Consider the following 21,717-nt stretch of genomic DNA (forward strand, 5'->3'; position numbering starts at 1 on the left):
GTCCATCCTTTCAAATCACAACTAACATCTTATCACAACCAGCCCCATTAGTCCCGGTCCTAAGCCTATTCGTCCAGGTCTTGAACGGCCAGCATTCGACCCAAGGCTTCGTAGTCAATTGCCTCAGCCTGATTAAAGGCCGCAACCAGCTGATCCTGGCGGCGAGGAAAGTTGATGTACTGGTGGTGCTGCATTGCCAGTAGCTGAAGAAAGGTCTTAGTACTCCGGCCATTTCCCTCACGGAAGGGGTGGTACTCGTTGATGTTATCCAGCAGCTCGGCATAGGCGCTGGCTGGTAAGTGGTCACACTGAGCAGCTTTATCCAGCAGACTGTTAATCCATTGAGCTGCCTCACGGAAAGTTTGAAAGTCCTGGAAAAAGTGGCCGCCCTTAGCCAGATTGTAGTTTCGGATCTCACCCGCCCACGTATAGAGATCATCAAACAGGAAGCGGTGAACAACCGCCAGCTGGTTAATTTCCCTAATCTGTGGAAACTGGGCCGCATGATGGAGAAGTGCAATGACGTTGGCATTGACAATTTGGAACTCAAGTTGGCTCAGTGCAGCTGCATCAGTGATCCCCCGCTTGTTCTTCATGGTGCCATTAGGATATTTGAAACGGTTAAACAGCTCTTGATCAGTCATTGAAATGCCTCCCTAAACTTGCGGTTACCGGGACTATCCGGCGCCTGAGCCTCCTGGACGGCTCGCTGAACATCGGTGACAGTCGGCCGCCAGCCCTCATAGACGTTGAACAGCATTGCATCCCGTACACAGCGATAGCACTGACGGTCAGTAATAACAACCCCCATGATTGACTGCTGTTGATTATCAAAGCTAAACTGCACACATATCCCCTCCTTGTTGCAAACAAGCCCATTATAACAGGGATCTGGATAAATAAAAATCTACCGGCTAACAATGTCAGCACGGTAGACTTGAAAAATTAATTAAGTTGATTAGTCGCGGTCATCGTAACCCTTTGGGTGGGTTGAGTGCCACTTCCAGGCTGTGGCGATGATGTCGTGAACATCATCATATTTTGGCTTCCAGCCCAGGATCGTCCGGGCCTTGTCACTCGCAGCAACCAGGGAGTCAGGATCCCCGGGACGCCGTGGAGCCATCTTGGCTGGGATCGGCTTACCGGTGACTTCCCGGGCAGCTTCCAGCATTTGCTTGTTGGAGAAGCCAGTCGAGGAACCAAGGTTGAAGGCATTGGACTTGTTGCCGGCCTTCAAGTACTTAATGGCCAGGATATGGGCATCAGCCAAGTCCATGACATGAACATAGTCACGAACATTGGTACCGTCCGGCGTGTTGTAGTCGTCGCCGAAGATGCTCAGCTCCTTGCGCTTACCTTGAGCAACCTGCAGGATAATCGGTACCAGATGGGTTTCTGGACCGTGATCCTCACCAATCGTGCCATCAGGAGCAGCCCCGGCAACGTTAAAGTAACGCAGCGCCACAAACTTGATACCATAAGCCTTATCCGCCCAAGCCATCATCTTTTCCATCATCAGCTTACTCAGGCCATATGGGTTAATCGGCTTTTGCGGATCGGTTTCCTTGATTGGCATGTGTTCAGGAACCCCGTAAGTAGCGGCAGTCGAACTGAAGACGATGTACTTGATGTTATGGTCACGCATTGCTTCCAGGAGGGTGATCATACCACCAGTGTTATTGTCAAAGTACTTCAGTGGCTTGCTCATTGATTCGGGAACAATCGAAAAGGCTGCAAAGTGAACCACTGCGGTGATGTCCTCGTTGTCAAAGACCTTGTCCAAGAACTTCCGATCCCGGATATCCCCTTCGTAGAACTTTGCCTGTGGGTTGATGGCATCCCGGTGACCTGTTGACAGGTTATCGGCAACGACCACGTCTTCACCGTGTTCGATTAAATCCTTGACCATGTGGGAGCCGATGTATCCGGCACCACCAGCAACTAAAATTGCCATACCAAATTCCTCCTTGTGTCGACTAGCTAAGCGCGAAATCGCTTACCTGATTTATCTTTCAATTGGCATTGTAGCACAGTTTATCCGCCAGGGCGAGTAAAGTTTAGTAAAAATTACGTAAAAATGTAACCGCTTCACTAATGGTTCTGATCAGGAGTCAGATCGGGCAGGTCCTGCACATGCTCAAGGTACTTGACCAGGACTCCTTCCCGTAGGCCACTATTACTGAAGCTAACCTCATCAATTGCCAACTGACGCATTAGGGCCAGCAATGGCAGCAAGCCACCGATTACTACGTCAGCTCGTTCCTTCATAACCCCCCGGGTGCTGGCTCGGGTTGCCCGGTCAGCCTCGAGGAGCTGATGCATGATCGCAAAGGCAGTTTCCGAGCGGAGGGTCAAGCCCTGAACCGGGGCTGGCTTGCCGTCAATCGCATTGCGCCAACGGTATATCTTAGCCAGTGCCCGGTTACTACCACCCAGGGCAATAATCTTAGTCCGTCGAAAACGGTTCAGCCAGCGCTGGTGGGAAAGAACCTCGTCAACCTCGACCATGGCATCAAACAGGTCGGCAGCGTTAACCTGGTCCCCCAGGTGGTAACGCTGGGAGAGGGTCACTGAACCGAAGGGAATGCTCACCGTCTCCTCGGCGGCCCCGTCCTCAACAGCAATCAGCTCCATACTGGCACCCCCAGTATCGATAATAATTCCCCGCTTTAGGGGCAGCTTACTGGTGACGCCGACATAGTCCAGATAGGCCTCCTGTTTACCAGAAATTATATGGATATCGAAGCCGCTCTCTGCCTTGACCCGCCGCAGGAAATCCTGCTGGTTCTTAGCCTGCCGGACTGCGGCCGTAGCCACTGCCACGATTTTCTTATTCTGATACTTGTCACAGATATGACGAAACTCGCGCAAAGCATCAAGCGTTCGTTGCATTGGCTTTTCCTTTAAGATCTTCTCCGGCCCCATCTGCGACGATAAACGGACGTAACGTTTCTCGTAGTGCTTAGTCACTGCCTGACCGTCTGGTTGAAGCTCACTGATCTTGAGCCGGATCGAATTGGAACCCAGATCGATCACCACTAAATACTTATTCATGGGAATCACCCTTTTCATCGTTGAGGTGCAATGATGGCACGTGCTTAGACAAGGTTGCAAAGACCGAAGACAGGTGCCGCTGGCTCTTGTGCTGGTGCCGCTTTTGCCGGTTCAGCTTCTCTGCCTCTTCGACAAAGTACTCCTGAGCGTTGAACGGGGCTGCGTCACCACGGTCGATCCGCTCGTAGTGATCGCCTTCCAGGATACGAGCCTTGGTGTTGTCCTTCCACATAATGTTAAAGATCTGAATAGCACGAGCCTTGGTGTCGGCCTGCTTGACCGGGTAGAGCTCCTCAACCCGCCGGTTAAGATTTCGGGTCATCATGTCGGCACTAGCTAGGTAGATTTCCTCGTTTCCGTTGCTCTTGAAGTAGTAGATCCGGGAGTGCTCCAGGAAACGGCCGACAATCGAGTGTACTTCAATATTGCCATGCAGTTCTGACAGGTCATTGCGCAGGCAGGTGATCCCCCGGATTAGCAGCTGGACTTTGACTCCGTTAGCCGCCGCATCATACAGACGAGCAATAATCTGCTTATCGGACAGGGAATTCATCTTCATCCGGATTAGGGCTAGACCGCCGTTTTTAGCCACCACGATCTGCTCATCGATCTTCTTATTGATAAACTCCCGAATCCCATCAGGTGAGACCCGGAGCTGGTGGAAGTATGGAGGCCGGGCAAACCCGGATAACATGTTGAAGAGGTTGGTCATGTCGATACCAAGCTCGTGATCACAGGTGAAGAGCCCCATATCAGTATAGAAGTGGGCCGTGACGTCATTGTAGTTCCCGGTGCCCAGGTGCATATACCGGCGAAGGCCATCTTCATCCCGCCGGATCACCAGTGCAACCTTGCAGTGAGTCTTTAGGCCAACCAAGCCATAGATGACATGGCAGCCCATCCGCTCCAATCGTTGAGCCCAGCGAACATTGTTCTGTTCATCAAAGCGGGCCTTAACTTCAACCAAAACGGTGACCTGCTTGCCGCGCTGGGCCGCCATCCCCAAGTACTTGATGATCGGCGAATTCCCAGAAACTCGGTAAAGGGTCATCTTAATCGCCAGGACCTCGGGATCAACAGCCGCCTGATGGATGAAGTTGACCACCGCATCGAAGTTATCGTACGGGTGCTGGACCAGGTAGTCCTTCTCCCGGATCGACTGGAAGATATTGTGGTCCATGTCCAGCTTCGGATTGAGGTAGGACTTAAACGGCTTATAGCGCAGGTCATCGTGCCCGTCAACCATTCCCGAGAGCTTCTTCAGGAAGGTTAGGTCAACTGGACCATCTACCCGGTAGAGGGACCGCTCGTTGACGTGAAGGTTGTCAATCAGCTGGTCCTCCAACCATGAATCAATATCGTGTTCGACCTCTAACCGCATGACCTGACCGTGTTCACGCTCACGCAGCTGGTGCTTGACCGCCCGCAACAGGTCAGAGGTGTCCTCTTCAGCCACATCAAGGTCCATATCCCGCATGACCCGGTAGGTGGCTGTTTTGATGATCTGGTACCCCGGGAAGAGCAGGGACAGGAATTCCTTGATCAGCTCATCGATCAAAATGAAGTTGTTCTCCCCCGGCAACCGAACTAGGCGCTTATAGATTTCCGGAACCCGCACCGTGGCAAACTTGATGTCGGCCTCCTTTGAGTCATCGTGGGGCTCATTCTGGTGACGCTCCACTTCCTGGTCCCCTTCCAGAATTTCCTTGGTCTTCATCGACATGGCCCGCTGGGTAGGGTCTCGCCGCAACTGGACTGCAATATTTAAGGAATTATTAGAAATGAACGGGAACGGCCGGGAACTATCATCAGCCATCGGAGTCAGGACCGGCATCAATTCATCGTTGAAATAGCGGCGAATAAACTCGTACTGCTTGTCGTCGAGCTCTTTAACATGAAGAATTGTGATCCCCTGGTCAGCCAGCTGTGGAATAATCTGCTGGTTGTAAACCGTGTAGCGCTCCTCAACCATTCGGTGTTCCTTCTCATTGACCGCATCCAACTGTTCCTGGGGAGTTAAGCCGGACGCATCCGTTGTGGTGACGTTGGCCGCCGCCAGTTTATGCAACGAAGCCACCCGGACCATAAAGAACTCGTCAACGTTACTCTGGGTGATCCCTAAAAAGTTGGCCCGTTCCAGGAGCGGGTTCTCCATGTCCGTTGCCTCACCGAGTACCCGACCGTTGAAGTCAATCCAACTGAGCTCCCGGTTCACATAATTTTCTGGTTTGTAGAAATTCTTATACATAATTAGTGTCCGCCCCTTTCAATCAATACCGGTTTGATGCCGAATACGTCGCTAAACAGCTCTGATTTCTTGCTGAAGGACCACTTCTCAAGAACCAGGTCATTATTGGCAATAACCTTAATTTTCAGGAGACTATCATTGGTCAGATTAAGCTTGATCGACGAAATCTTCTGCTGGCGTGAGTCATCCAAGGCATCGACCAACCGGAGAATTGCCACTAGTTTAGCCACGATTAGCTGAATATCATCATCCATTCGCCGATAGTGTTCCTGGGTAGCCGTCGGGGCCTCGGAACTGTGATAGCGGGCCACCTCAGCGATAATCTGGTTGTCGTCGTCGGAAAGACCAATCAATGGATTGGACTTTAGAATATAGGCTGAATGTCGGTAGTGGCTCTGCTGGTTGATGAAGTTACCAATATCATCAACCTTGCTGGCAATCTCCAGTAAAAGACGGGCATGATTGTCCAGCCGGTGAAGGGGACGCAGCTGGTCAAAGAATTGGAGAGCAAACCGGGTCACAAAGTCCCGGTGGGCCGTATCAACTCCGTAACGCTGGGCAAGGTCGTCAGCAGATGTCCGAATCATCGTATTGATCTGGCTCTGAGCCCGGCTATCCGCAAAACCATTGACCAGGCCATCCATCATTGAGATATCAGTCACGAAGATACTCAACGGGTGAATCAGGTAGGCAGTCCGGGCAATCACCAGGTAGTTAGGTATGACCAGCCGCCGTTCCTGCTCGGTGGTGATGTTCTGGGACCACGGATGACGGTCATCAATCTTAATTTCCATCTCCCGGTTGGCCTGACTCAACAGCTCCTGAGGAATTTCGGCTAGATGCTTCCCCTCCTTGATGTAGTGGCTGCTCAGAACCGGAGCGTTTTGAATCAGCAGGACAGTTCGTTTCTTCCGCTTTAGTTCGGGTGAAATATACTCCAGCTTGCTAGAGATATAGTCTTGGATAATTTCCTGGGGGTTAGTAGTTGTCTGACGCAGCCGCTGAACCAGCCGGCTGATCTTAGCCCCGCCTAGGTCGATTTCCCATTGCTTCTCGAAATTGCCATGGTGGAAAAAGGCCAAAGTCATCGAGTCCAGTCCCAATGTCAACAGGTACAGGCAGTGTTTGCTCAGCGTCTTGAACTCAGCCAGGCGGTTGACAACGCAACCCATCGTCTTGGCCATCAGCTGGTTATTATTCAGCCACTGGATCTTAAGCCCGGTGCGAACTTCAAGCTGGTCGGCAACGTAGCGGGCATCAATCGGTGCCAGGTCCTCAATTGCCCCATAAAAGTGGACGTTCTGAACCTGGTAGTCTTTCAATTGCTGTTTGAACCCATTTAGATTATTGACAATGGCGGCCATATTCTGGGCATAATTGGCAATCTTGTCATTGCCAAGCGCCAGTGCCCCAGAACGAACATCGTTGACTACACGGCCCTTTGGCAGCTCAATTATTCGCAGACTGACTTGGTCAGGCTCCAAATAGATCACTGCGGTCAATGAATTCTTCACACTAACCACTCCTCTTCTTCATAATTCTCTACTTGGTTATAATTATAAAACATTCAGTTAGTGACCAAGAAATGAAAACGGTTAAATTGGCAAATAAGATTTAATCTTAAAAAGCGACTGGTGAGAAAGTATGTTTCTCAACAGTCGCTCATTTATTTTTCATATACATAATACACTTAGGAAAGTAAGCTTTTAATAACTATTCAGTTATCTATCCATGTCAGTTCTGCCGTCGCACAAACCTGGCCATCAACCAGGATCACGTGCCGGCTATGAAGCCCCTGGTCGTTATCAACCAGCTGGTACTGGCTAGTGACGGTTGCTCCCGCCTGAACTTCGTGTTCGTACTTGATCACCAGCTTAGTCGGCCGGTGGTTACGAAGGAACTCCCCACCAAGGGGATCAAGCAGCCAGTCAAGGTAGCGGGCGTTATTGACATGGTGATTAGCATCAATATCAAAGTAACGCACCCGGTACTGGCGACTAGCTGGATCAGTCGTTGTGATCGCACTGGGGCGGTCCAACCGGGGCAGCCGCTTTTCCTCCGGTGAGTTAAACGGCGTAATCATTTCCGGTGGAATCGACATTAACCGGCGCTTCTGCAGATTCATGAATACAAAAATTGCCCGCAGGTGAAGGTAACGGTTAGCATGCTGGACATCATCCATCCAGAACTCCCGCAACGCAAAGAAACGGTTATAGGCAACCGCCCGGGTTCCCAAAATAACCTGATCACCAAAGGTCGGTTGTTCGGGCGATAATTGTCCATCATATTCAGTAACTACCCAGGCCCCTCCAGTCTGCTGAATAGTGGCAGTGTCCATCCCTAGGGAAATGCAGTGGGCATCAGAAACCATCGTCATCATGCTGAGCAGCATACTCATACTCGGGTGACCGGTATCGTCACACTCGTAGTAGGCCAGCTGATGAGGCATCTCATACACCTGCTTATTTTGCTGTAAGTCCATCCTTGCCTCCTATAGGTTATGATACTGTTTATACAGTTCCTGGCGCCTAATGTGATTGCGCTTGGCAACCAGCTTGATGGCCGCATTAGTCGAAAGGCCACCAATGATCTCCTTGTCAACCTGCTTGGTCAATGGCAGGTCCTGGTCATCGTTTTCCGTCACAGCCTGTGGTTTGGGATTGCCAGCTACCAGAACGACAAATTCCCCCCGGGTCTGATGATCAGTGAACCAGTCACGCAGTTCACCCAGGTTTCCCCGGCTAAACTCCTCGTAACGTTTCGTCAGTTCCCGGGCCAGAACAGCAGGCCGGTCATCACCGAAGACCTCCGCCATCGTCGCCAGAGTCTTCTTCAGCCGATGCGGTGCCTCATAAAAGATCATTGTCTCCGTTCGATTTTGCAGCTCCTGAAGGGCGGCCACCTGTTGCTGGTGCTTGCGCTCTAAAAATCCGTAAAAATAGAAGGGTTGGGGAACTAGACCCGAGGCAATCAGGGCAGTTAATCCCGCATTAGCCCCAGGTAGCGGGACAACTGGGATCCCCACCTGAACCGCGGCAGCCACTAATTCCCTTCCAGGATCAGAAATAGAGGGCATCCCCGCGTCACTGCACTGGGCGATATCCAGCCCATCCTGAAGTTTTGCTAGTAATTCAGGGATCCGCTGCTCCGTGTTATGTTCATGAAAACTGATCTGACGAGTATCAATCTCAAAGTGGTTCAGCAACTGCTGGGTGTGTCGGGTATCCTCTGCTGCGATCAGGTCGACACTGCGAAGGGTCTTGATCGCCCGAAAGGTCATATCATCAAGATTCCCGATTGGGGTAGGAACCAGGTAGAGGTGCCCCACCTGTTGTTTATTAAAACTACTAATCTGTTGCATCTCTTCACCTACTTTGCTTTATCGGGATCATGGCCGAAAATAACGTCCGTGCAGAAGGCACAGGACTCCCCTGGGGCCAGGCGCTTGCCAAAGTACTCGCTGCAGACGTGGAACCCCTGCTGGTAGAGCTCTTTAAGATTCTGCCGCGAGCCGGACAACTTTGTCTCTCCGCTCTGGTCCTTCATCTTCTTAATCACCCTGCGCAGGTGGTCGTTTTCGATCGACAACTCAGCGTTTTGCTCCAGTACCTCCGTGATCTGGGCTTGGAGCTGCTCCATGTTGACGACCAGTTCCCGGGTCTGCTTCATCACCTGGGCAAAGCGATCATAGATATTCCCGTTTGGTTGTTTTTCACTCATTATTCTGCCCCCACTGCACGCAATGTCTGAACAATTCTGATGGTCAGCTGCTCGACAATATTCTGAAAGTTGATATTCTGACTAAGCAGGTGGCGGATCTCCAAGGTTAGCTGACTAATTGTCAGCAGCTGTGACATTGAATATTGGCCTGTCAACGCCTGCATCTGCCCCTGCTCGCTGACAAAATGCAGGCGCTCTGGATCATCGACCCCGTTAGCTATCAGCAGGGCGTCACGCCATATCAGGGTGATTAAGTCGAGTAGGACCTGCTGCTTGTCCCGGTCGCTAGCCAACTTGACCAGCTTGGTCTGGACCTCAACAAAAGCCATCATGTTGGCCTGACTAACACTGTTAAACCACTGGCTAACCGCGATGATCGCCTGCTTGAACCAGTCGTCAGCACACCATTCCTGAACCTGCTGAATAGAATCGGTGAGTCCCACCGCTACCAGCCGCTCGCCCTTAGGTATATCTGCAGCAGCCAGCTGCTCAAGCAGTTTAGCCCGTTTGAGGGGCTGCATCTCGATTACCTGGGTCCGTGACCGGATCGTTGGCAGGACCGCACTCTTATTGGTAGTCAGCATCAGGATGTAAACCCCCGGACCGGGTTCTTCTATGAACTTCAGGAGGCTATTGGCCGCCCCGGTGGTCATCTTATCGGCATCCCGAATGATGAAAAGTTTCTGGCTACCCTCCATGGCACTCTTGGTAAACTCGGCCTTCAGATGACGTATCTCATCCACCTTGATCTGTCGACCCGTGGCAGCAGCCGTCACAATGTCCGGGTGGTTGCCGGATAAAACCCGCTGACATTCCGCGCAGGTCAGGTCTGGTTCTCCATTCTGCGGGTGCAGGCAAAAGAGTCGTAGCGCCAGCCAACGGGCAACCGCCAGCTTGCCCGATCCAGTCGGTCCCACAAACAAATAGGCATGGGCCAGTTCATGGTTATCCAGGATCCGCTTGAGCCGAGCAATAATCTGTGGCTGAAGCTCTTCAGAACGTTCTTGTGGTTCCTCAGACAAATTAATCCCCCGCTTACTCAGAACTTGATAAAGTCGTCAACCGGCAGGACAAAGACCGTTGCTCCGCCGACCTTAACATTAACTGGAAAGGCTGAGCCTCCCTCAACATCCATGTGCATCTGCGACGTAATGTATTGTTCCCGTGACTTAGCATTCTTCTTAATGACAGTCAAGACATCCTGGACCCGATCATCTTGGATCCCAATCAGGAAGGTTGCGTTTCCTTCACGCAGGAAGCCACCGGTAGTGGAGAGCTGGGTAACCTGAATATTGGCTGCTGTGAACGCCTTCCGTAGACGGCTGCTATCCTTTGCTTGAACAATGGCCACAATCATCTTCATTATAATCACCTCTGTATTTCATTTGCGAATAGTTCTGGGTAACGTTGATTGATTACCCGCTTAACGTCGGCAACCACCCGGTCAAGGGACTGGCTGGAATCAATCAGTTTGATCCGGTCTGGGTCGGCCTTCTGAAGTTCCAGAAAGGCATGACGAACCATATGGTGAAAGGACAGTTTTTCCTTGTCCAGGCGGTTAACCTGATTGGACCGGTGCTCGGCAATCCGGCGCAGGCCCAACTCCGATGGTACATCTAGATTAATTGTCAGGTTTGGCAACAGGCCATCAATGGCATACTGGTTGAGTTTCCAGATAGTCTCCATCCCCAGCTGGCGACCTGCCCCTTGGTAAACCAGCGAACTATCGAGATAGCGATCACACAAGACCACTTTGCCAGCGGCCAGTGCGGGCCGGAGCGTGGAAACAACGTGCTGACGCCGGGATGCAGCAAACAAGAGTGCCTCGGTACGGGCATCCATATTCTTATTCTCTGGAGCAAAGAGAACCCGCCGAATCTGTTCAGCAATGGGACTGCCACCGGGTTCCCGTGTGTACAGTACCCGATTGTCCCCCAGTTGATCGACCAAGTCAGCCTTAATTTGCTGGATCACGCTAGTCTTACCCGCACCGTCGGGCCCCTCAAAAGAGATAAACTTTCCACTCATACTTTGTTTCCTTTCTATTGGCTCACAATGCCGTGATTAAGCTGACCATGAACATGGTAGCGCCGAGCAATACGGTACAGGTACAAGTACTTCTGCTCTTGCAGGTGGGCTCGATCCTGAAGTTCACTGCTGACGTTGGCCTCATAGACTGCCCGCTCGGTCTCCCGGGCGTGGTCCCAGCTGGCCTTAGTCTCATAGATCGTGGCCAGGAGGTGCTGGTTGCGCTGCTTTTCCACCTCATGCTTGGGTTGGCGTCTGAATAACATTTCCTACATCTCCGTTCGTCCTTGAACCGCCTTGAACAGGGTCATCTCATCGGCATAATCGATATCAGCTCCTACCGACAGGCCATGTGCTAGACGGGTTACCTTGATCCCCGCTGGCTTGATCAGCTTAGCCAGGTAGCCCGCCGTCAGCTCCCCATCCGAGGAGGCATTAGTAGCGATAATAATTTCCTTGACCTCATCACTTTTCTGGAGCCGTTTCAACAGGCTGGTGATGTTGATATCCTCAGGCCCGGTCCCGGCAACGGGTGAGATGACCCCCTGCAGGACATGATAGAGGCCATGGTACTCATGCATCCGTTCCATCGCCATGATGTCCTGAGATTGTTCAACCACCAGAATCTTGGACCGGTCTCGGGTCTTGTCCCGGCAAATCGGACACGGGTCATCCTCCGTGATATTGCCGCAAATGCTGCAACTGTGGAGGTCCCGCTTAGCTGACAAGAGGGATTTAGCGAAGTTGGTTACATCGTCCTCCTCCATCCCCAGGGTATAGAAGGCCAAGCGGGTCGCTGTCTTCTGGCCGATTCCCGGCAGCTTGGTGTAGCTTTCGATCAGCTTGGCAAGTGGTTCTGGGTACTGCATCGATTACATCCCCATGCCACGGGTGTACTTGCCAAGTGTTTGCTGGGTGGCGTCATTGACCTTGGCCATCCCGTCGTTGATAGCAGCCACAACCAGGTCCTGGAGCATGTCGATATCGTCAGGATCAACGGCCTCCTGCTTAATTTTCAGGTCAACCAGCTTGTTATCACCGGTAAAAGTGGCGGTCACCATGTCATCAGGGGCCTTACCGATAAACTCCTGCTTGGCCAGTTCCTCATGCTCAGCCATCATCTTCTTCTGCATTGCCTTAGCTTGTTTCATCATTTGTTGCATATTCATTCCACGCATCATTTTCTTATCCATCCTTTACATTTAATTATCTTCTATTTTAACAATATCGTCGCCAAAAAGCTGCTTAGCTGCAGCGACGGGATCCTGGTTGTTGATCGGTTTGGGTGTTTGACTGTCCACTGGACGATCATCCTCACCATCAAGCGGCGGTTCCTCTGGCAGAGGTGGTTCCGAGTTCGACGGGGTCGGGGGCTGGGTGGCTGAGTCAGCCGTTGTTGGCTGAGACGACGCCTGACTAGCAGCCGACTCTGGCTGGGATGCGCTTGATGGCTTGCCAGCGGTCTGATTTCGGTGGTCGAGGCCATGCTCTTTGATGTAATTCTTTCTGATCTGTGGCCATTTGTCCTTTGGTACGAAAACCACCTTGTGTTCAGCCCCCATCAGCTGCTGGAGGGCCCCCTCCATCGCCGCGATCAGGTTATCATCTGTCGTGGCCTCCTGAAAGAGGAAGGCATAGTTGAAAGCAACAATTACCCCGGTAGCACTAGCCGCCACGGGCTTGGAGACGTGAAGCAGCGAACGCTGAGGAACTGTCAGGTGATTGAGCATATCCCCCCATAGATCCTGAATGTTGACCAAATCCTTACGGGTTGCCGCTCCAAGAACTGGGTAGATCTGACCCAAGTTTACCTGAACTTTACGCTGCTGGACTCGCGGTTGGGCCGGTTTCTTGGCTACGCCTCCACCATTAGCCTTGAGCTGTTGAACCGTCTTCTGAAGCTGCTGAATCTCTTGCTGAAGCTGCTTGATCGTCGTATTGGCCGCTAAATCGGGCTGCGCGGCTGACGCCTGTTGAGGTGCCGGCTGCACATTCGTCTTCCCCGTTTTATCCTTGATCTGGCAGAGTTTTACCGTCAAAACCTCCAGATAAACGTCCGGATGGGTGGTAAACCGCATCTCCTCTTGAATATCATTGAGTTCGTCAATCATTTGGTAGAGGCTAGTCGCCGCAACCGCCGTGCTTAACTCCCTAAAGTCCTCATCCTTGAGTCCGGTTGAAGCCACACTAATCAAGTCAGGAGACTCCTGATAGAGGAGAACATCTCGAATGAAGGAAATCAGGTCTTCGATAAAGCGCTGACCATCCTTTCCCTCCCCTAAGATGTCTTTCATTGTATCAAGGGCCTTGGCACTCTCGTGGTGGGCCAGCTCTAGGAAGTACTTCTTCAGCAGCTGCTTGGTAACACTACCAGTTACTAGAAGAGCGTCGTCCAGCTTAACCTCATTGTCGCTAAAGGAAAGAACCTGATCCAGAATACTCAACGCATCCCGCATTCCCCCCTCAGCAGCGTTGGCGATCACCCACAAGGCCTTCTCCTCATAGTCGACCTTCTTCTGATCAAGGATGTACTTCATCCGATCAAAGGCATCCTGGGTACTGATCCGCCGAAAGTCGAAGCGTTGGACCCGGGAGATGATTGTCAACGGGATCTTATGCGGCTCGGTCGTCGCCAGAATAAAGATAACGTTGGCCGGTGGTTCCTCTAGGGTCTTTAACAGGGCATTGAAAGCCCCAGTGGAAAGCATGTGAACTTCGTCGATAATATAGACCTTATAGTCGGCCTGGGTTGGCGCGTACTTAGCCTTATCACGAATGTCACGGATCTCCTCGACCCCATTGTTGGAAGCCGCATCAATCTCAATCACATCATTAAGTTGCCCCTTGGTGATCGCTTGGCAGATCTCACATTGGTTGCAAGGCTCGCCATCCTTGGAATGGTGACAGTTAACCGCCTTGGCAAAGATCTTCGCCGCCGATGTCTTCCCCGTTCCCCGGGGACCTGCAAAGAGGTAGGCGTGACTGATCTGATTAGTAATGATTGCGTTTTTCAGGGTCTGGGTAACAATCTGTTGGCCAACCAGCTCATCAAAACGCTGGGGCCGCCAAACCCGATATAAAGCCTGGTAACTCACGCAAACCTTCCTTTCTGATAACAAGTGCTAATAAATATTATACAAGCTTTCCAACTTAATTTGTTATCAATCTGTTTAGCATTTCCAGAAAATTAAAAAGGCCCATGACGAGGGCGTCCCGTCATAGACCAGCGTTAATTATCAATAAAACTTAGAGCACAAGCTGCATCATACTTAGTGCTGCTTCCTTCCGGACCTGACACGGTTCGTAAGCGCAACCTTGCTCTAAGGCCTTGCGGCAATATTTATAGTACACTACTTTGTCGCGAAATGCTAGCCCCTTGTCCAACGTTTTTTGCGGGACAGCTTCTTCTTCTTCCGGACCGTCCGAAAGAAGTCCTTCAACATCTGACTGCACTCTTCTCCCAGAATGCCGCTTTCAACATGTACCTGGTGGTTTAGCCGCTGATCGCCCAACAAGTGATAAAGGCTGTCCACCGCCCCGGCCTTTGGATCCCTAGCCCCATAATAAACATTTTTGATCCGGGCATTGACGATTGCCCCGCTGCACATGATGCAGGGCTCCAGAGTAACGTAAAGGTCGCAATCCTCAAGGCGCCAGCTATTCAGAGCAGTGCAGGCCTCCATGATCGCCAGCATCTCAGCATGATAAGTGACGTCCTGGAACCTCTCCCGCATATTGTGCCCGCTGGCAATGATCTGGCCGTTGTGGACAATTACTGCCCCGATCGGCACCTCGCCCAGCAGCTGAGCCTGGTGGGCCTCCTTAATTGCAACCCGCATGTATTTCTGATGTATTTTTTCATCTGTCATAAAATTTCTCCGTAGATTAAAATGCTTTTCACCGTTTCCAGTGTATAATAGTTAGGTAAGTTTTATCTAGTGATAGTTATTTTAAAAAGTTTCACAAAGTTAATCGCCGTCACCATTACCATATATCGTGTTTCACTGATTATGAATCACAATATATGGTATTTTTTGATTGATTTTTTCGTATTTATCGCTATACTAGAAAACATCAAATGACGATTTTAAGTTCAAAGGAGGGATTAGGATGGTAACAGTCTTTTCCAAGAATAACTGTATTCAATGCAAGATGACCAAAAAATTCTTAAAGCAGCACCAAATTGACTTTATCGAGCACAATATCGATGAGCAACCCGAATACGTTAACCAACTGAGGGCCGAGGGCTTCATGGCCACCCCGGTCGTCAAGCTTTCCAACGGTAACGCATTTTCTGGCTTCCGTCCAGACCGTCTTTCACAGTTAGCATAATCGTTAACCGTCATCCCTAAGCCAAGGCAGCACAGTGAGTCCCCTCACCTTCGCCCTGGCTTATTTAGTTAAGTAAATCAAATTAGAAAGCGAGCATTAACACATGGCACTATCTGATATCGACCTGACTAAGGTCCGCTACTTCGACCTCAACAACGAGGTCAACATCCCCCGCGACGGGCAGATCCAACTCGACAAGGACAAGGAGGCCCTGGCTGACTTCATTGAGCACAACGTTAAGCCCAATACTAAGCAATTCTCATCACTAAAAGAACGCTTTGCCTGGTTGGAAGATCACGACTACATCGAACGGGGCTTCATGGATAAGTACAGCCTGGAATTTCTGGAAAAGCTATACGACTACTTGAAGGCCCAAGATTTCCACTTCCACTCCTTCATGGCTGCCTACAAATTTTACGCCCAGTATGCGCTACGCACCAACGATAAGGAATATTATCTGGAGAATTACATCGATCGGGTCGCAATGAACGCCCTCTACCTTGCCGACGGTGATGAGGACCTGGCAATGGACCTGGCCGATGAAATCATCCATCAGCGCTACCAGCCAGCTACCCCTACCTTCCTCAATGTTGGTCGAAAGCGGCGTGGCGAGTTTATTTCCTGCTTTGCCATCCAGACAACAGATGACATGAACACCATTGGTCGAACGATCAACTCTGCTCTCCAGCTCTCCAAGATCGGTGGCGGAGTCGGCATCAACCTGTCTAACCTCCGTGAAGCCGGTGCCCCGATCAAAAAGATCAAGGGCGCGGCCAGCGGAGTCGTCCCGGTCATGAAGCTTCTTGAAGACAGTTTCTCCTACTCCAATCAGTTGGGGCAACGCCAGGGTGCTGGCGTGGTCTACCTGAGTGTTTTCCACCCCGACATCATTGAATTCCTCGGAGCCAAGAAAGAAAACGCCGACGAGAAGATCCGGTTGAAGACCCTTTCCCTGGGAGTCACCGTCCCTGATAAGTTCTACGAGTTAGTCGAACGTGATGAGGATATGTACCTCTTCAGTCCTTACGACGTTGAGCGGGTCTATGGCGTTCCATTCTCTTATGTAGACATCACCAAAGAATACGATAACATGGTCGCTAATGACGAGATCCACAAGAAGAAACTTAACGCTCGTGAACTCGAAGATGAAATCAGCAAACTCCAGCAGGAATCCGGCTACCCATACATTATTAACATCGATACCGTCAACCGGGCCAACCCAATTGCCGGCAAGATCGTTATGAGCAACCTCTGTTCCGAGATTGCCCAGGTCCAAGTGCCATCCCGGGTTAACGATGACCAGACCTACACCAATCTAGGCCAGGATATTTCCTGCAACCTTGGTTCAACCAACATTGCCAACATGATGGAAAGCCCTGACTTTGGCCGGTCCGTCCGGGCGATGGTCCGGGGTCTGACCCGAATCAGTGATGTCGAACAGATTGATACAGTTCCAACCATCAAGCACGGTAACGACCTCACCCATGCTATCGGTCTGGGGGCCATGGGCTTGCACGGCTACCTGGCCAAGAACCACATCCAGTATGGTAGCCCGGTTGCCATTGAATTCACCGGGGTCTACTTCATGCTACTAAACTACTGGTCTCTGGTCACTTCTAACGAGATTGCCAAGGAACGTGGTGAATCCTTCCATGATTTTGCCAAGAGTGCCTACGCCGATGGTTCCTACTTTGACAAGTATGTTAACCGGGATTGGCATCCTCAATCCGATGTTGTCAAAGACCTCTTCGCTAACATCTTTATCCCCGGTCCTAAAGATTGGGCAACCCTCCGTGACCGGGTTATGAAGGACGGCCTTTACAACGCCTACCGTCTGGCCGTGGCGCCAAATGGTTCAACCGCCTACATCAATGATTCAACCGCCAGTCTGACCCCGATTGTCAACCGGATTGAAGAACGTCAGGAGAAAATGATCGGCAAGATCTATTACCCGGCCCCGTACTTGTCCAACGATACAATGCCATATTACAAGTCCGCCTATGACACGGATATGCGTAAGGTTATCGATACCTACGCAGCGGCCCAGCAGCACGTTGATCAGTCAATGTCTCTAACCCTCTTCATGCGGTCCACCATCCCAGAGGGGCTCTACGATTGGAAAGATGGCCGGACCAATAAGATGACCACCCGAGACCTCAACCTCCTGCGTCACTATGCCTATAAAAAAGGAATCAAGTCCCTTTATTACATTCGGACCTTCACTGATGACAACGACGAGATCGGCGCCAATCAGTGCGAAAGCTGCGTCATTTGATTTGCCCCTGGCCACCTGCTAAACTTAAAAACGCTAATACGATATTTGTTTAATTATGATAAAGGAGTCGCACAATGAAGCTTGAACAAGAATTTAAGCCACTAAAAAAATATAAAGCGATCAATTGGAATGAGGTTTCCGACATGATCGATAAGGCGACCTGGGAGAAGCTGACCGAACAGTTCTGGCTGGATACCCGGATCCCCGTTTCCAATGACCTTGATGATTGGCGGGAACTGGACGACGACCACCGATGGACCGTTGGCCACGTCTTCGGGGGATTGACCCTCCTAGATACAGTTCAATCCGAGGCCGGTCTGACCGCCCTTAAGCAGGATGTTAAGACCCAGCATGAAACTGCCGTCTTAAACAACATCCAATTCATGGAATCGGTCCACGCTAAGAGTTACTCCACCATCTTCTCCACCCTGAACACCCCTGATGAGATTGACGAAATCTTTGAATGGTCGGATTCTGAGGAGTATCTTCAAAACAAAGCGACTAAGATTGCCAATATGTATCTGGATCCCGAGGAGGACCCACTGAAGAAAAAGGTTGCCAACGTCTTCTTGGAAACCTTCCTCTTCTACTCCGGCTTCTACACGCCGCTTTACTACCTCGGCCATAACAAACTGAACAACGTGGCTGAGATCATTAAACTGATCCTCCGAGACGAATCTGTTCACGGTACTTACATCGGCTACAAGTTCCAGGTCGGCATGCACGATCGAACCGAGAAACAGCAGCAGGATATGAAGGACTGGATGTACAACTTCCTCTATGACCTTTACAGTAACGAGGAAGAATACACCAAGATCCTCTATGATCAGATTGGCTGGACCAGCGATGTTTTAACCTTTATCCGTTACAATGCCAACAAGGCCTTGATGAATCTTGGCCAGGAACCGCTCTTCCCGGACACCGCTGCCGATGTTAACCCGGTCGTCATGAACGGAATTTCCACCTCCACCTCCAACCATGACTTCTTCAGCCAAGTTGGTAACGGCTACCGTCTCGGCGAGGTCGAAGCAATGAGCGACGATGACTACAACATCAAGGACCCCAACGCCGGTAAAGACAAGAATTCACGTGAATAACTAGACGAGCCTCGTCAACCTGATAACTGGTTGACGGGGTTTTCTTTTACCCGTTAATGTGAATCCCTATTCAAACAATGAATAAGTTAAATTTTATGCACGTACTAGCTAATTAAAAATATACCAATATTTTTATTGATTTGACGCTCCTTATCAGAATAATATTGTAAGCGAATTCAATGGTACAACCATTGTTCATACAGTCACAAACCCCTTGCTTTTTCAGAAGGCCTATATTAATATTAACCATGTTCAAAGCGTAACAAGCTTATTAAAAACTAAAGGAGCAATTTGTTATGGCTAATCAAAAAAAGCAAACCGTTGAATCCAAAGAAAGCAAACAACAGCAGGCGCAAGCAATGGTCGATGACCTGATGCAAAAGAGCCTGGCTGCTTTTGAAAAGTTACGATACTATTCACAAGAACAAGTTGATAATATCTGTCAAGCGATGGCCCTGGCTGCCGAAGAGCACCACATGGACCTAGCTGTCGACGCCGCTAAGGAAACAGGGCGTGGTGTTGCCGAAGATAAAGCAATCAAGAACATCTACGCCAGCGAATACATCTGGAATAACATCCGTCACGATAAAACAGTGGGAATCATCGAAGATAACGATGAGGATCAAACAATCACCATCGCGGATCCACTGGGTGTAATCGCCGGAATCGTCCCGGTTACCAACCCAACCTCCACTACAATCTTCAAGTCCATTATTTCTGCTAAGACGCGGAACACAATTATCTTCTCCTTCCACCCACAGGCCCTTCAGTCTTCCATCAAGACCGCCAAGATCCTGCAGGAAGCTGCCGAAAAAGCCGGCGCTCCAAAGAACATGATCCAATGGATCCCACAATGCAGCCTTGAAGCAACGAACGCATTGATCACCAACCACAACACTGCTACCATCCTAGCTACTGGTGGCCCAGCTATGGTTAAGGCTGCCTACAGCTCTGGTAATCCAGCCTTAGGGGTTGGTCCTGGTAACGGCCCAGCCTACATTGAAAAGTCGGCTAACATCGCCCGTTCCATCTACGACATCGTTCTTTCCAAGACCTTCGATAACGGGATGATCTGTGCCTCTGAAAACTCCGTCGTAGTCGACGATGAAATCTACGACCAAGTTAAGGAAGAATTCAAGAAGTGGAACTGCTACTTCATCAAGCCAAATGAAATCAAAACCTTCACCGATGGCTTCATCGACCCTGAACGTCACCAGGTCCGCGGTCCAATTGCCGGTCGTTCTGCTAACGCCATTGCTGAAATGTGCGGCCTGAAGAACGTTCCTGCCAACACTAAGGTTTTGATTGCCGAATACGACGGGGTCGGTGACAAGTATCCACTATCCGCCGAAAAGCTGTCCCCAGTGCTGACCATGTACCGGGCCAGCTCCCGCGAAAACGCCTTTGACATCTGCCGTCAGCTTCTGCACTACGGTGGTGAAGGGCACACGGCCGCAATTCATACCCTGGATGATGACCTGGTTACCAAGTACGGCCTGGAAATGCGGGCTTCCCGGATCATCGTCAACTCACCATCAGGCATTGGTGGAATTGGTAACATCTACAACAACATGACTCCTTCCCTGACCCTGGGAACCGGATCCTACGGTGGTAACTCAGTTTCCCACAACGTTACCGACTGGGACCTCTTGAACATCAAGGTCATTGCAAAGCGGCGTGAAAATCGTCAATGGGTCAAGATTCCCCCAAAAGTATACTTTCAACGGAACTCATTAAAAGAATTGCGGGACATCCCCAACATTAAGCGGGCCTTCATCGTTACCGGCCCAGGGATGAGCAAGCGGGGTTACGTTCAACGAGTAATTGACCAGCTTCGGCTCCGTCAAAACCGGACAGCTTACCTTGTCTTTGATGATGTTGAAGAAGACCCATCCACACACACCGTTGAAAAGGGTGTCGCAATGATGAACGACTTCAAGCCAGATACCATCATTGCCCTCGGTGGTGGTTCACCGATGGACGCTGCCAAGGCAATGTGGATGTTCTACGAGCACCCTGAGACTTCCTGGTACGGCGTAATGCAGAAGTACCTTGATATCCGGAAGCGGGCTTACCAAATCAAGAAGCCGGTTAAGTCACAAATGATTGCCATCCCAACTACTTCCGGGACCGGTTCCGAAGTTACCCCATTCGCAGTCATCACTGACTCTAAGACCCACGTTAAGTACCCGCTTGCTGACTATGCCTTAACACCAAACATTGCGATCGTTGACTCTCAATTTGTTGAAACGGTCCCGGCCAAGACCACGGCCTACACGGGTTTAGACGTCATCTGTCACGCAACTGAATCCTACGTTTCCGTTATGGCGACCGACTACACTCGTGGCTGGTCACTGCAAACCATTAAGGGGGCCATGGAATACCTGCCAAAGTCTGTCCGCGGTGACAAGCTTGCTCGGCGGAAGATGCACGACTTCTCCACAATGGCCGGAATGGCTTTCGGTCAGGCCTTCCTGGGAATCACCCACTCCCTGGCTCATAAGATGGGTGGTGCCTTTGGTCTGCCACACGGTCTGCTGATTGCCATCGCCATGCCACAGGTTATCCGTTTCAACGCTCAACGGCCACAGAAGCTTGCCCTCTGGCCACACTACGAGACTTTCCACGCAACGAAGGACTACGCCGACCTGGCCCGGTTTATCGGCCTGCAAGGCAACACGGATGAAGAATTGGCAGAAGCATATGCTAAGAAGTACATCGAAGTAGCCCACGAGTGTGGTGTTAAACTGAGCCTGAAGGATAATGGCGTTACCCGTGAACAGTTTGACAAGGTTGTTGACCAACTTGCCGTCCTTGCTTACGAGGACCAATGTACGACTACTAACCCGGTTGAACCGCTGGTTAGCCAGCTCAAAGAACTTCTTGAACGCTGCTACGACGGTACCGGTGTTGAGGATGTTAAATAATTAAAAACGAGTTTGTTTAGTTAAATAGTATAGAAA

General features: G+C 50.7%; 21 protein-coding genes and 1 other RNA gene. 4 read left to right on the top strand and 18 right to left on the bottom strand.

Annotated features, from left to right (window positions below; all coding sequences use genetic code 11):
* Window positions 1-65: 65 nt before the first annotated feature.
* From CK797_RS03580 to tadA, 18 genes are all read right to left on the bottom strand, one after another.
* A complete protein-coding gene (locus CK797_RS03580) occupies window positions 66-644 on the bottom strand; it encodes a Fic/DOC family protein (protein ID WP_104688438.1) in 579 nt (192 codons plus the stop codon).
* Window positions 641-847, bottom strand: a complete 207-nt coding sequence (locus tag CK797_RS03585; protein WP_104688439.1) for a hypothetical protein — start codon at window positions 845-847, stop codon at window positions 641-643. Before CK797_RS03585 ends, CK797_RS03580 begins: the two co-directional genes overlap by 4 nt.
* Before the next feature lie 111 nt (window positions 848-958).
* A complete protein-coding gene (gene galE, locus CK797_RS03590; protein WP_104688440.1) occupies window positions 959-1,954 on the bottom strand; it encodes a UDP-glucose 4-epimerase GalE in 996 nt (331 codons plus the stop codon).
* A 137-nt stretch (window positions 1,955-2,091) separates the two neighbouring features.
* Window positions 2,092-3,054, bottom strand: coding sequence for a Ppx/GppA family phosphatase (locus tag CK797_RS03595; RefSeq protein ID WP_104688441.1), 963 nt, complete (start codon window positions 3,052-3,054; stop codon window positions 2,092-2,094).
* A complete protein-coding gene (locus tag CK797_RS03600) occupies window positions 3,047-5,302 on the bottom strand; it encodes an RNA degradosome polyphosphate kinase (protein ID WP_104688442.1) in 2,256 nt (751 codons plus the stop codon). Before CK797_RS03600 ends, CK797_RS03595 begins: the two co-directional genes overlap by 8 nt.
* Before the next feature lie 2 nt (window positions 5,303-5,304).
* Window positions 5,305-6,816 (bottom strand): exopolyphosphatase, encoded by a 1,512-nt coding sequence (locus tag CK797_RS03605; RefSeq protein ID WP_104688443.1) that lies wholly within the window; start codon window positions 6,814-6,816, stop codon window positions 5,305-5,307.
* A gap of 203 nt (window positions 6,817-7,019) precedes the next feature.
* Complete coding sequence (locus CK797_RS03610; protein WP_225365016.1) at window positions 7,020-7,784, bottom strand: acyl-[acyl-carrier-protein] thioesterase; 765 nt, start codon at window positions 7,782-7,784, stop codon at window positions 7,020-7,022.
* Between the two features lie 9 nt (window positions 7,785-7,793).
* Complete coding sequence (gene rsmI / locus CK797_RS03615; protein ID WP_104688444.1) at window positions 7,794-8,663, bottom strand: 16S rRNA (cytidine(1402)-2'-O)-methyltransferase; 870 nt, start codon at window positions 8,661-8,663, stop codon at window positions 7,794-7,796.
* 8 nt (window positions 8,664-8,671) lie between these two features.
* Window positions 8,672-9,022 carry a DNA replication initiation control protein YabA gene (locus tag CK797_RS03620; protein WP_104688445.1) on the bottom strand — a complete coding sequence of 117 codons (351 nt, stop codon included), beginning with the start codon at window positions 9,020-9,022 and terminating at the stop codon, window positions 8,672-8,674.
* Window positions 9,022-10,044: a DNA polymerase III subunit delta' gene (gene holB / locus CK797_RS03625; protein ID WP_104688446.1), complete on the bottom strand. Its 1,023-nt coding sequence runs from the start codon at window positions 10,042-10,044 to the stop codon at window positions 9,022-9,024. The genes CK797_RS03620 and holB overlap by 1 nt, the downstream gene beginning before the upstream one ends.
* A gap of 17 nt (window positions 10,045-10,061) precedes the next feature.
* Complete coding sequence (locus CK797_RS03630) at window positions 10,062-10,385, bottom strand: cyclic-di-AMP receptor (RefSeq protein WP_104688447.1); 324 nt, start codon at window positions 10,383-10,385, stop codon at window positions 10,062-10,064.
* A 5-nt stretch (window positions 10,386-10,390) separates the two neighbouring features.
* Complete coding sequence (tmk, locus tag CK797_RS03635) at window positions 10,391-11,050, bottom strand: dTMP kinase (protein WP_104688448.1); 660 nt, start codon at window positions 11,048-11,050, stop codon at window positions 10,391-10,393.
* A 14-nt stretch (window positions 11,051-11,064) separates the two neighbouring features.
* Window positions 11,065-11,316: a YaaL family protein gene (locus CK797_RS03640; RefSeq protein ID WP_104688449.1), complete on the bottom strand. Its 252-nt coding sequence runs from the start codon at window positions 11,314-11,316 to the stop codon at window positions 11,065-11,067.
* A gap of 3 nt (window positions 11,317-11,319) precedes the next feature.
* Window positions 11,320-11,919, bottom strand: coding sequence for a recombination mediator RecR (recR, locus tag CK797_RS03645; protein ID WP_104688450.1), 600 nt, complete (start codon window positions 11,917-11,919; stop codon window positions 11,320-11,322).
* Between the two features lie 3 nt (window positions 11,920-11,922).
* Window positions 11,923-12,231 carry a YbaB/EbfC family nucleoid-associated protein gene (locus tag CK797_RS03650; RefSeq protein WP_104688451.1) on the bottom strand — a complete coding sequence of 103 codons (309 nt, stop codon included), beginning with the start codon at window positions 12,229-12,231 and terminating at the stop codon, window positions 11,923-11,925.
* Window positions 12,232-12,252: 21 nt separating this feature from the next.
* Window positions 12,253-14,145, bottom strand: a complete 1,893-nt coding sequence (dnaX, locus tag CK797_RS03655; RefSeq protein ID WP_104688452.1) for a DNA polymerase III subunit gamma/tau — start codon at window positions 14,143-14,145, stop codon at window positions 12,253-12,255.
* Window positions 14,146-14,285: 140 nt separating this feature from the next.
* An RNA gene (gene ffs, locus CK797_RS03660) (signal recognition particle sRNA small type) lies at window positions 14,286-14,383 on the bottom strand.
* Between the two features lie 35 nt (window positions 14,384-14,418).
* Entirely contained in the window at window positions 14,419-14,919 is a 501-nt protein-coding gene (gene tadA, locus CK797_RS03665; protein WP_225365017.1) for a tRNA adenosine(34) deaminase TadA, read from the bottom strand.
* 241 nt (window positions 14,920-15,160) lie between these two features.
* On the opposite strand from tadA, the gene nrdH reads away from it, so the two are divergent.
* The 4 genes from nrdH (at window position 15,161) to adhE (ending at window position 21,681) form a co-directional block, all read left to right on the top strand.
* Window positions 15,161-15,382 (top strand): glutaredoxin-like protein NrdH, encoded by a 222-nt coding sequence (gene nrdH, locus CK797_RS03670; protein ID WP_104688453.1) that lies wholly within the window; start codon window positions 15,161-15,163, stop codon window positions 15,380-15,382.
* Between the two features lie 103 nt (window positions 15,383-15,485).
* Window positions 15,486-17,657 carry a class 1b ribonucleoside-diphosphate reductase subunit alpha gene (gene nrdE / locus CK797_RS03675; RefSeq protein ID WP_104688454.1) on the top strand — a complete coding sequence of 724 codons (2,172 nt, stop codon included), beginning with the start codon at window positions 15,486-15,488 and terminating at the stop codon, window positions 17,655-17,657.
* Between the two features lie 74 nt (window positions 17,658-17,731).
* Window positions 17,732-18,754: a class 1b ribonucleoside-diphosphate reductase subunit beta gene (gene nrdF / locus CK797_RS03680; protein WP_104688455.1), complete on the top strand. Its 1,023-nt coding sequence runs from the start codon at window positions 17,732-17,734 to the stop codon at window positions 18,752-18,754.
* A 296-nt stretch (window positions 18,755-19,050) separates the two neighbouring features.
* A complete protein-coding gene (gene adhE, locus CK797_RS03685; protein ID WP_104688456.1) occupies window positions 19,051-21,681 on the top strand; it encodes a bifunctional acetaldehyde-CoA/alcohol dehydrogenase in 2,631 nt (876 codons plus the stop codon).
* The last annotated feature ends 36 nt before the right edge of the window (window positions 21,682-21,717 follow it).

This window comes from Limosilactobacillus pontis, from assembly GCF_002940945.1.
Classification (GTDB): domain Bacteria; phylum Bacillota; class Bacilli; order Lactobacillales; family Lactobacillaceae; genus Limosilactobacillus; species Limosilactobacillus pontis_A.

Excerpts from the sequence above, each read along its gene's own strand:
- CK797_RS03580 (WP_104688438.1), bottom strand. The coding sequence starts at position 644 with ATGACTGATCAAGAGCTGTTTAACCGTTTCAAATATCCTAATGGCACC.
- galE (WP_104688440.1), bottom strand. The coding sequence starts at position 1,954 with ATGGCAATTTTAGTTGCTGGTGGTGCCGGATACATCGGCTCCCACATG.
- CK797_RS03595 (WP_104688441.1), bottom strand. The coding sequence starts at position 3,054 with ATGAATAAGTATTTAGTGGTGATCGATCTGGGTTCCAATTCGATCCGG.
- CK797_RS03600 (WP_104688442.1), bottom strand. The coding sequence starts at position 5,302 with ATGTATAAGAATTTCTACAAACCAGAAAATTATGTGAACCGGGAGCTC.
- CK797_RS03610 (WP_225365016.1), bottom strand. The coding sequence starts at position 7,784 with ATGGACTTACAGCAAAATAAGCAGGTGTATGAGATGCCTCATCAGCTG.
- rsmI (WP_104688444.1), bottom strand. The coding sequence starts at position 8,663 with ATGCAACAGATTAGTAGTTTTAATAAACAACAGGTGGGGCACCTCTAC.
- CK797_RS03620 (WP_104688445.1), bottom strand. The coding sequence starts at position 9,022 with ATGAGTGAAAAACAACCAAACGGGAATATCTATGATCGCTTTGCCCAG.
- CK797_RS03630 (WP_104688447.1), bottom strand. The coding sequence starts at position 10,385 with ATGAAGATGATTGTGGCCATTGTTCAAGCAAAGGATAGCAGCCGTCTA.
- tmk (WP_104688448.1), bottom strand. The coding sequence starts at position 11,050 with ATGAGTGGAAAGTTTATCTCTTTTGAGGGGCCCGACGGTGCGGGTAAG.
- CK797_RS03640 (WP_104688449.1), bottom strand. The coding sequence starts at position 11,316 with ATGTTATTCAGACGCCAACCCAAGCATGAGGTGGAAAAGCAGCGCAAC.
- recR (WP_104688450.1), bottom strand. The coding sequence starts at position 11,919 with ATGCAGTACCCAGAACCACTTGCCAAGCTGATCGAAAGCTACACCAAG.
- CK797_RS03650 (WP_104688451.1), bottom strand. The coding sequence starts at position 12,231 with ATGATGCGTGGAATGAATATGCAACAAATGATGAAACAAGCTAAGGCA.
- tadA (WP_225365017.1), bottom strand. The coding sequence starts at position 14,919 with ATGACAGATGAAAAAATACATCAGAAATACATGCGGGTTGCAATTAAG.
- nrdH (WP_104688453.1), top strand. The coding sequence starts at position 15,161 with ATGGTAACAGTCTTTTCCAAGAATAACTGTATTCAATGCAAGATGACC.
- nrdE (WP_104688454.1), top strand. The coding sequence starts at position 15,486 with ATGGCACTATCTGATATCGACCTGACTAAGGTCCGCTACTTCGACCTC.
- nrdF (WP_104688455.1), top strand. The coding sequence starts at position 17,732 with ATGAAGCTTGAACAAGAATTTAAGCCACTAAAAAAATATAAAGCGATC.
- adhE (WP_104688456.1), top strand. The coding sequence starts at position 19,051 with ATGGCTAATCAAAAAAAGCAAACCGTTGAATCCAAAGAAAGCAAACAA.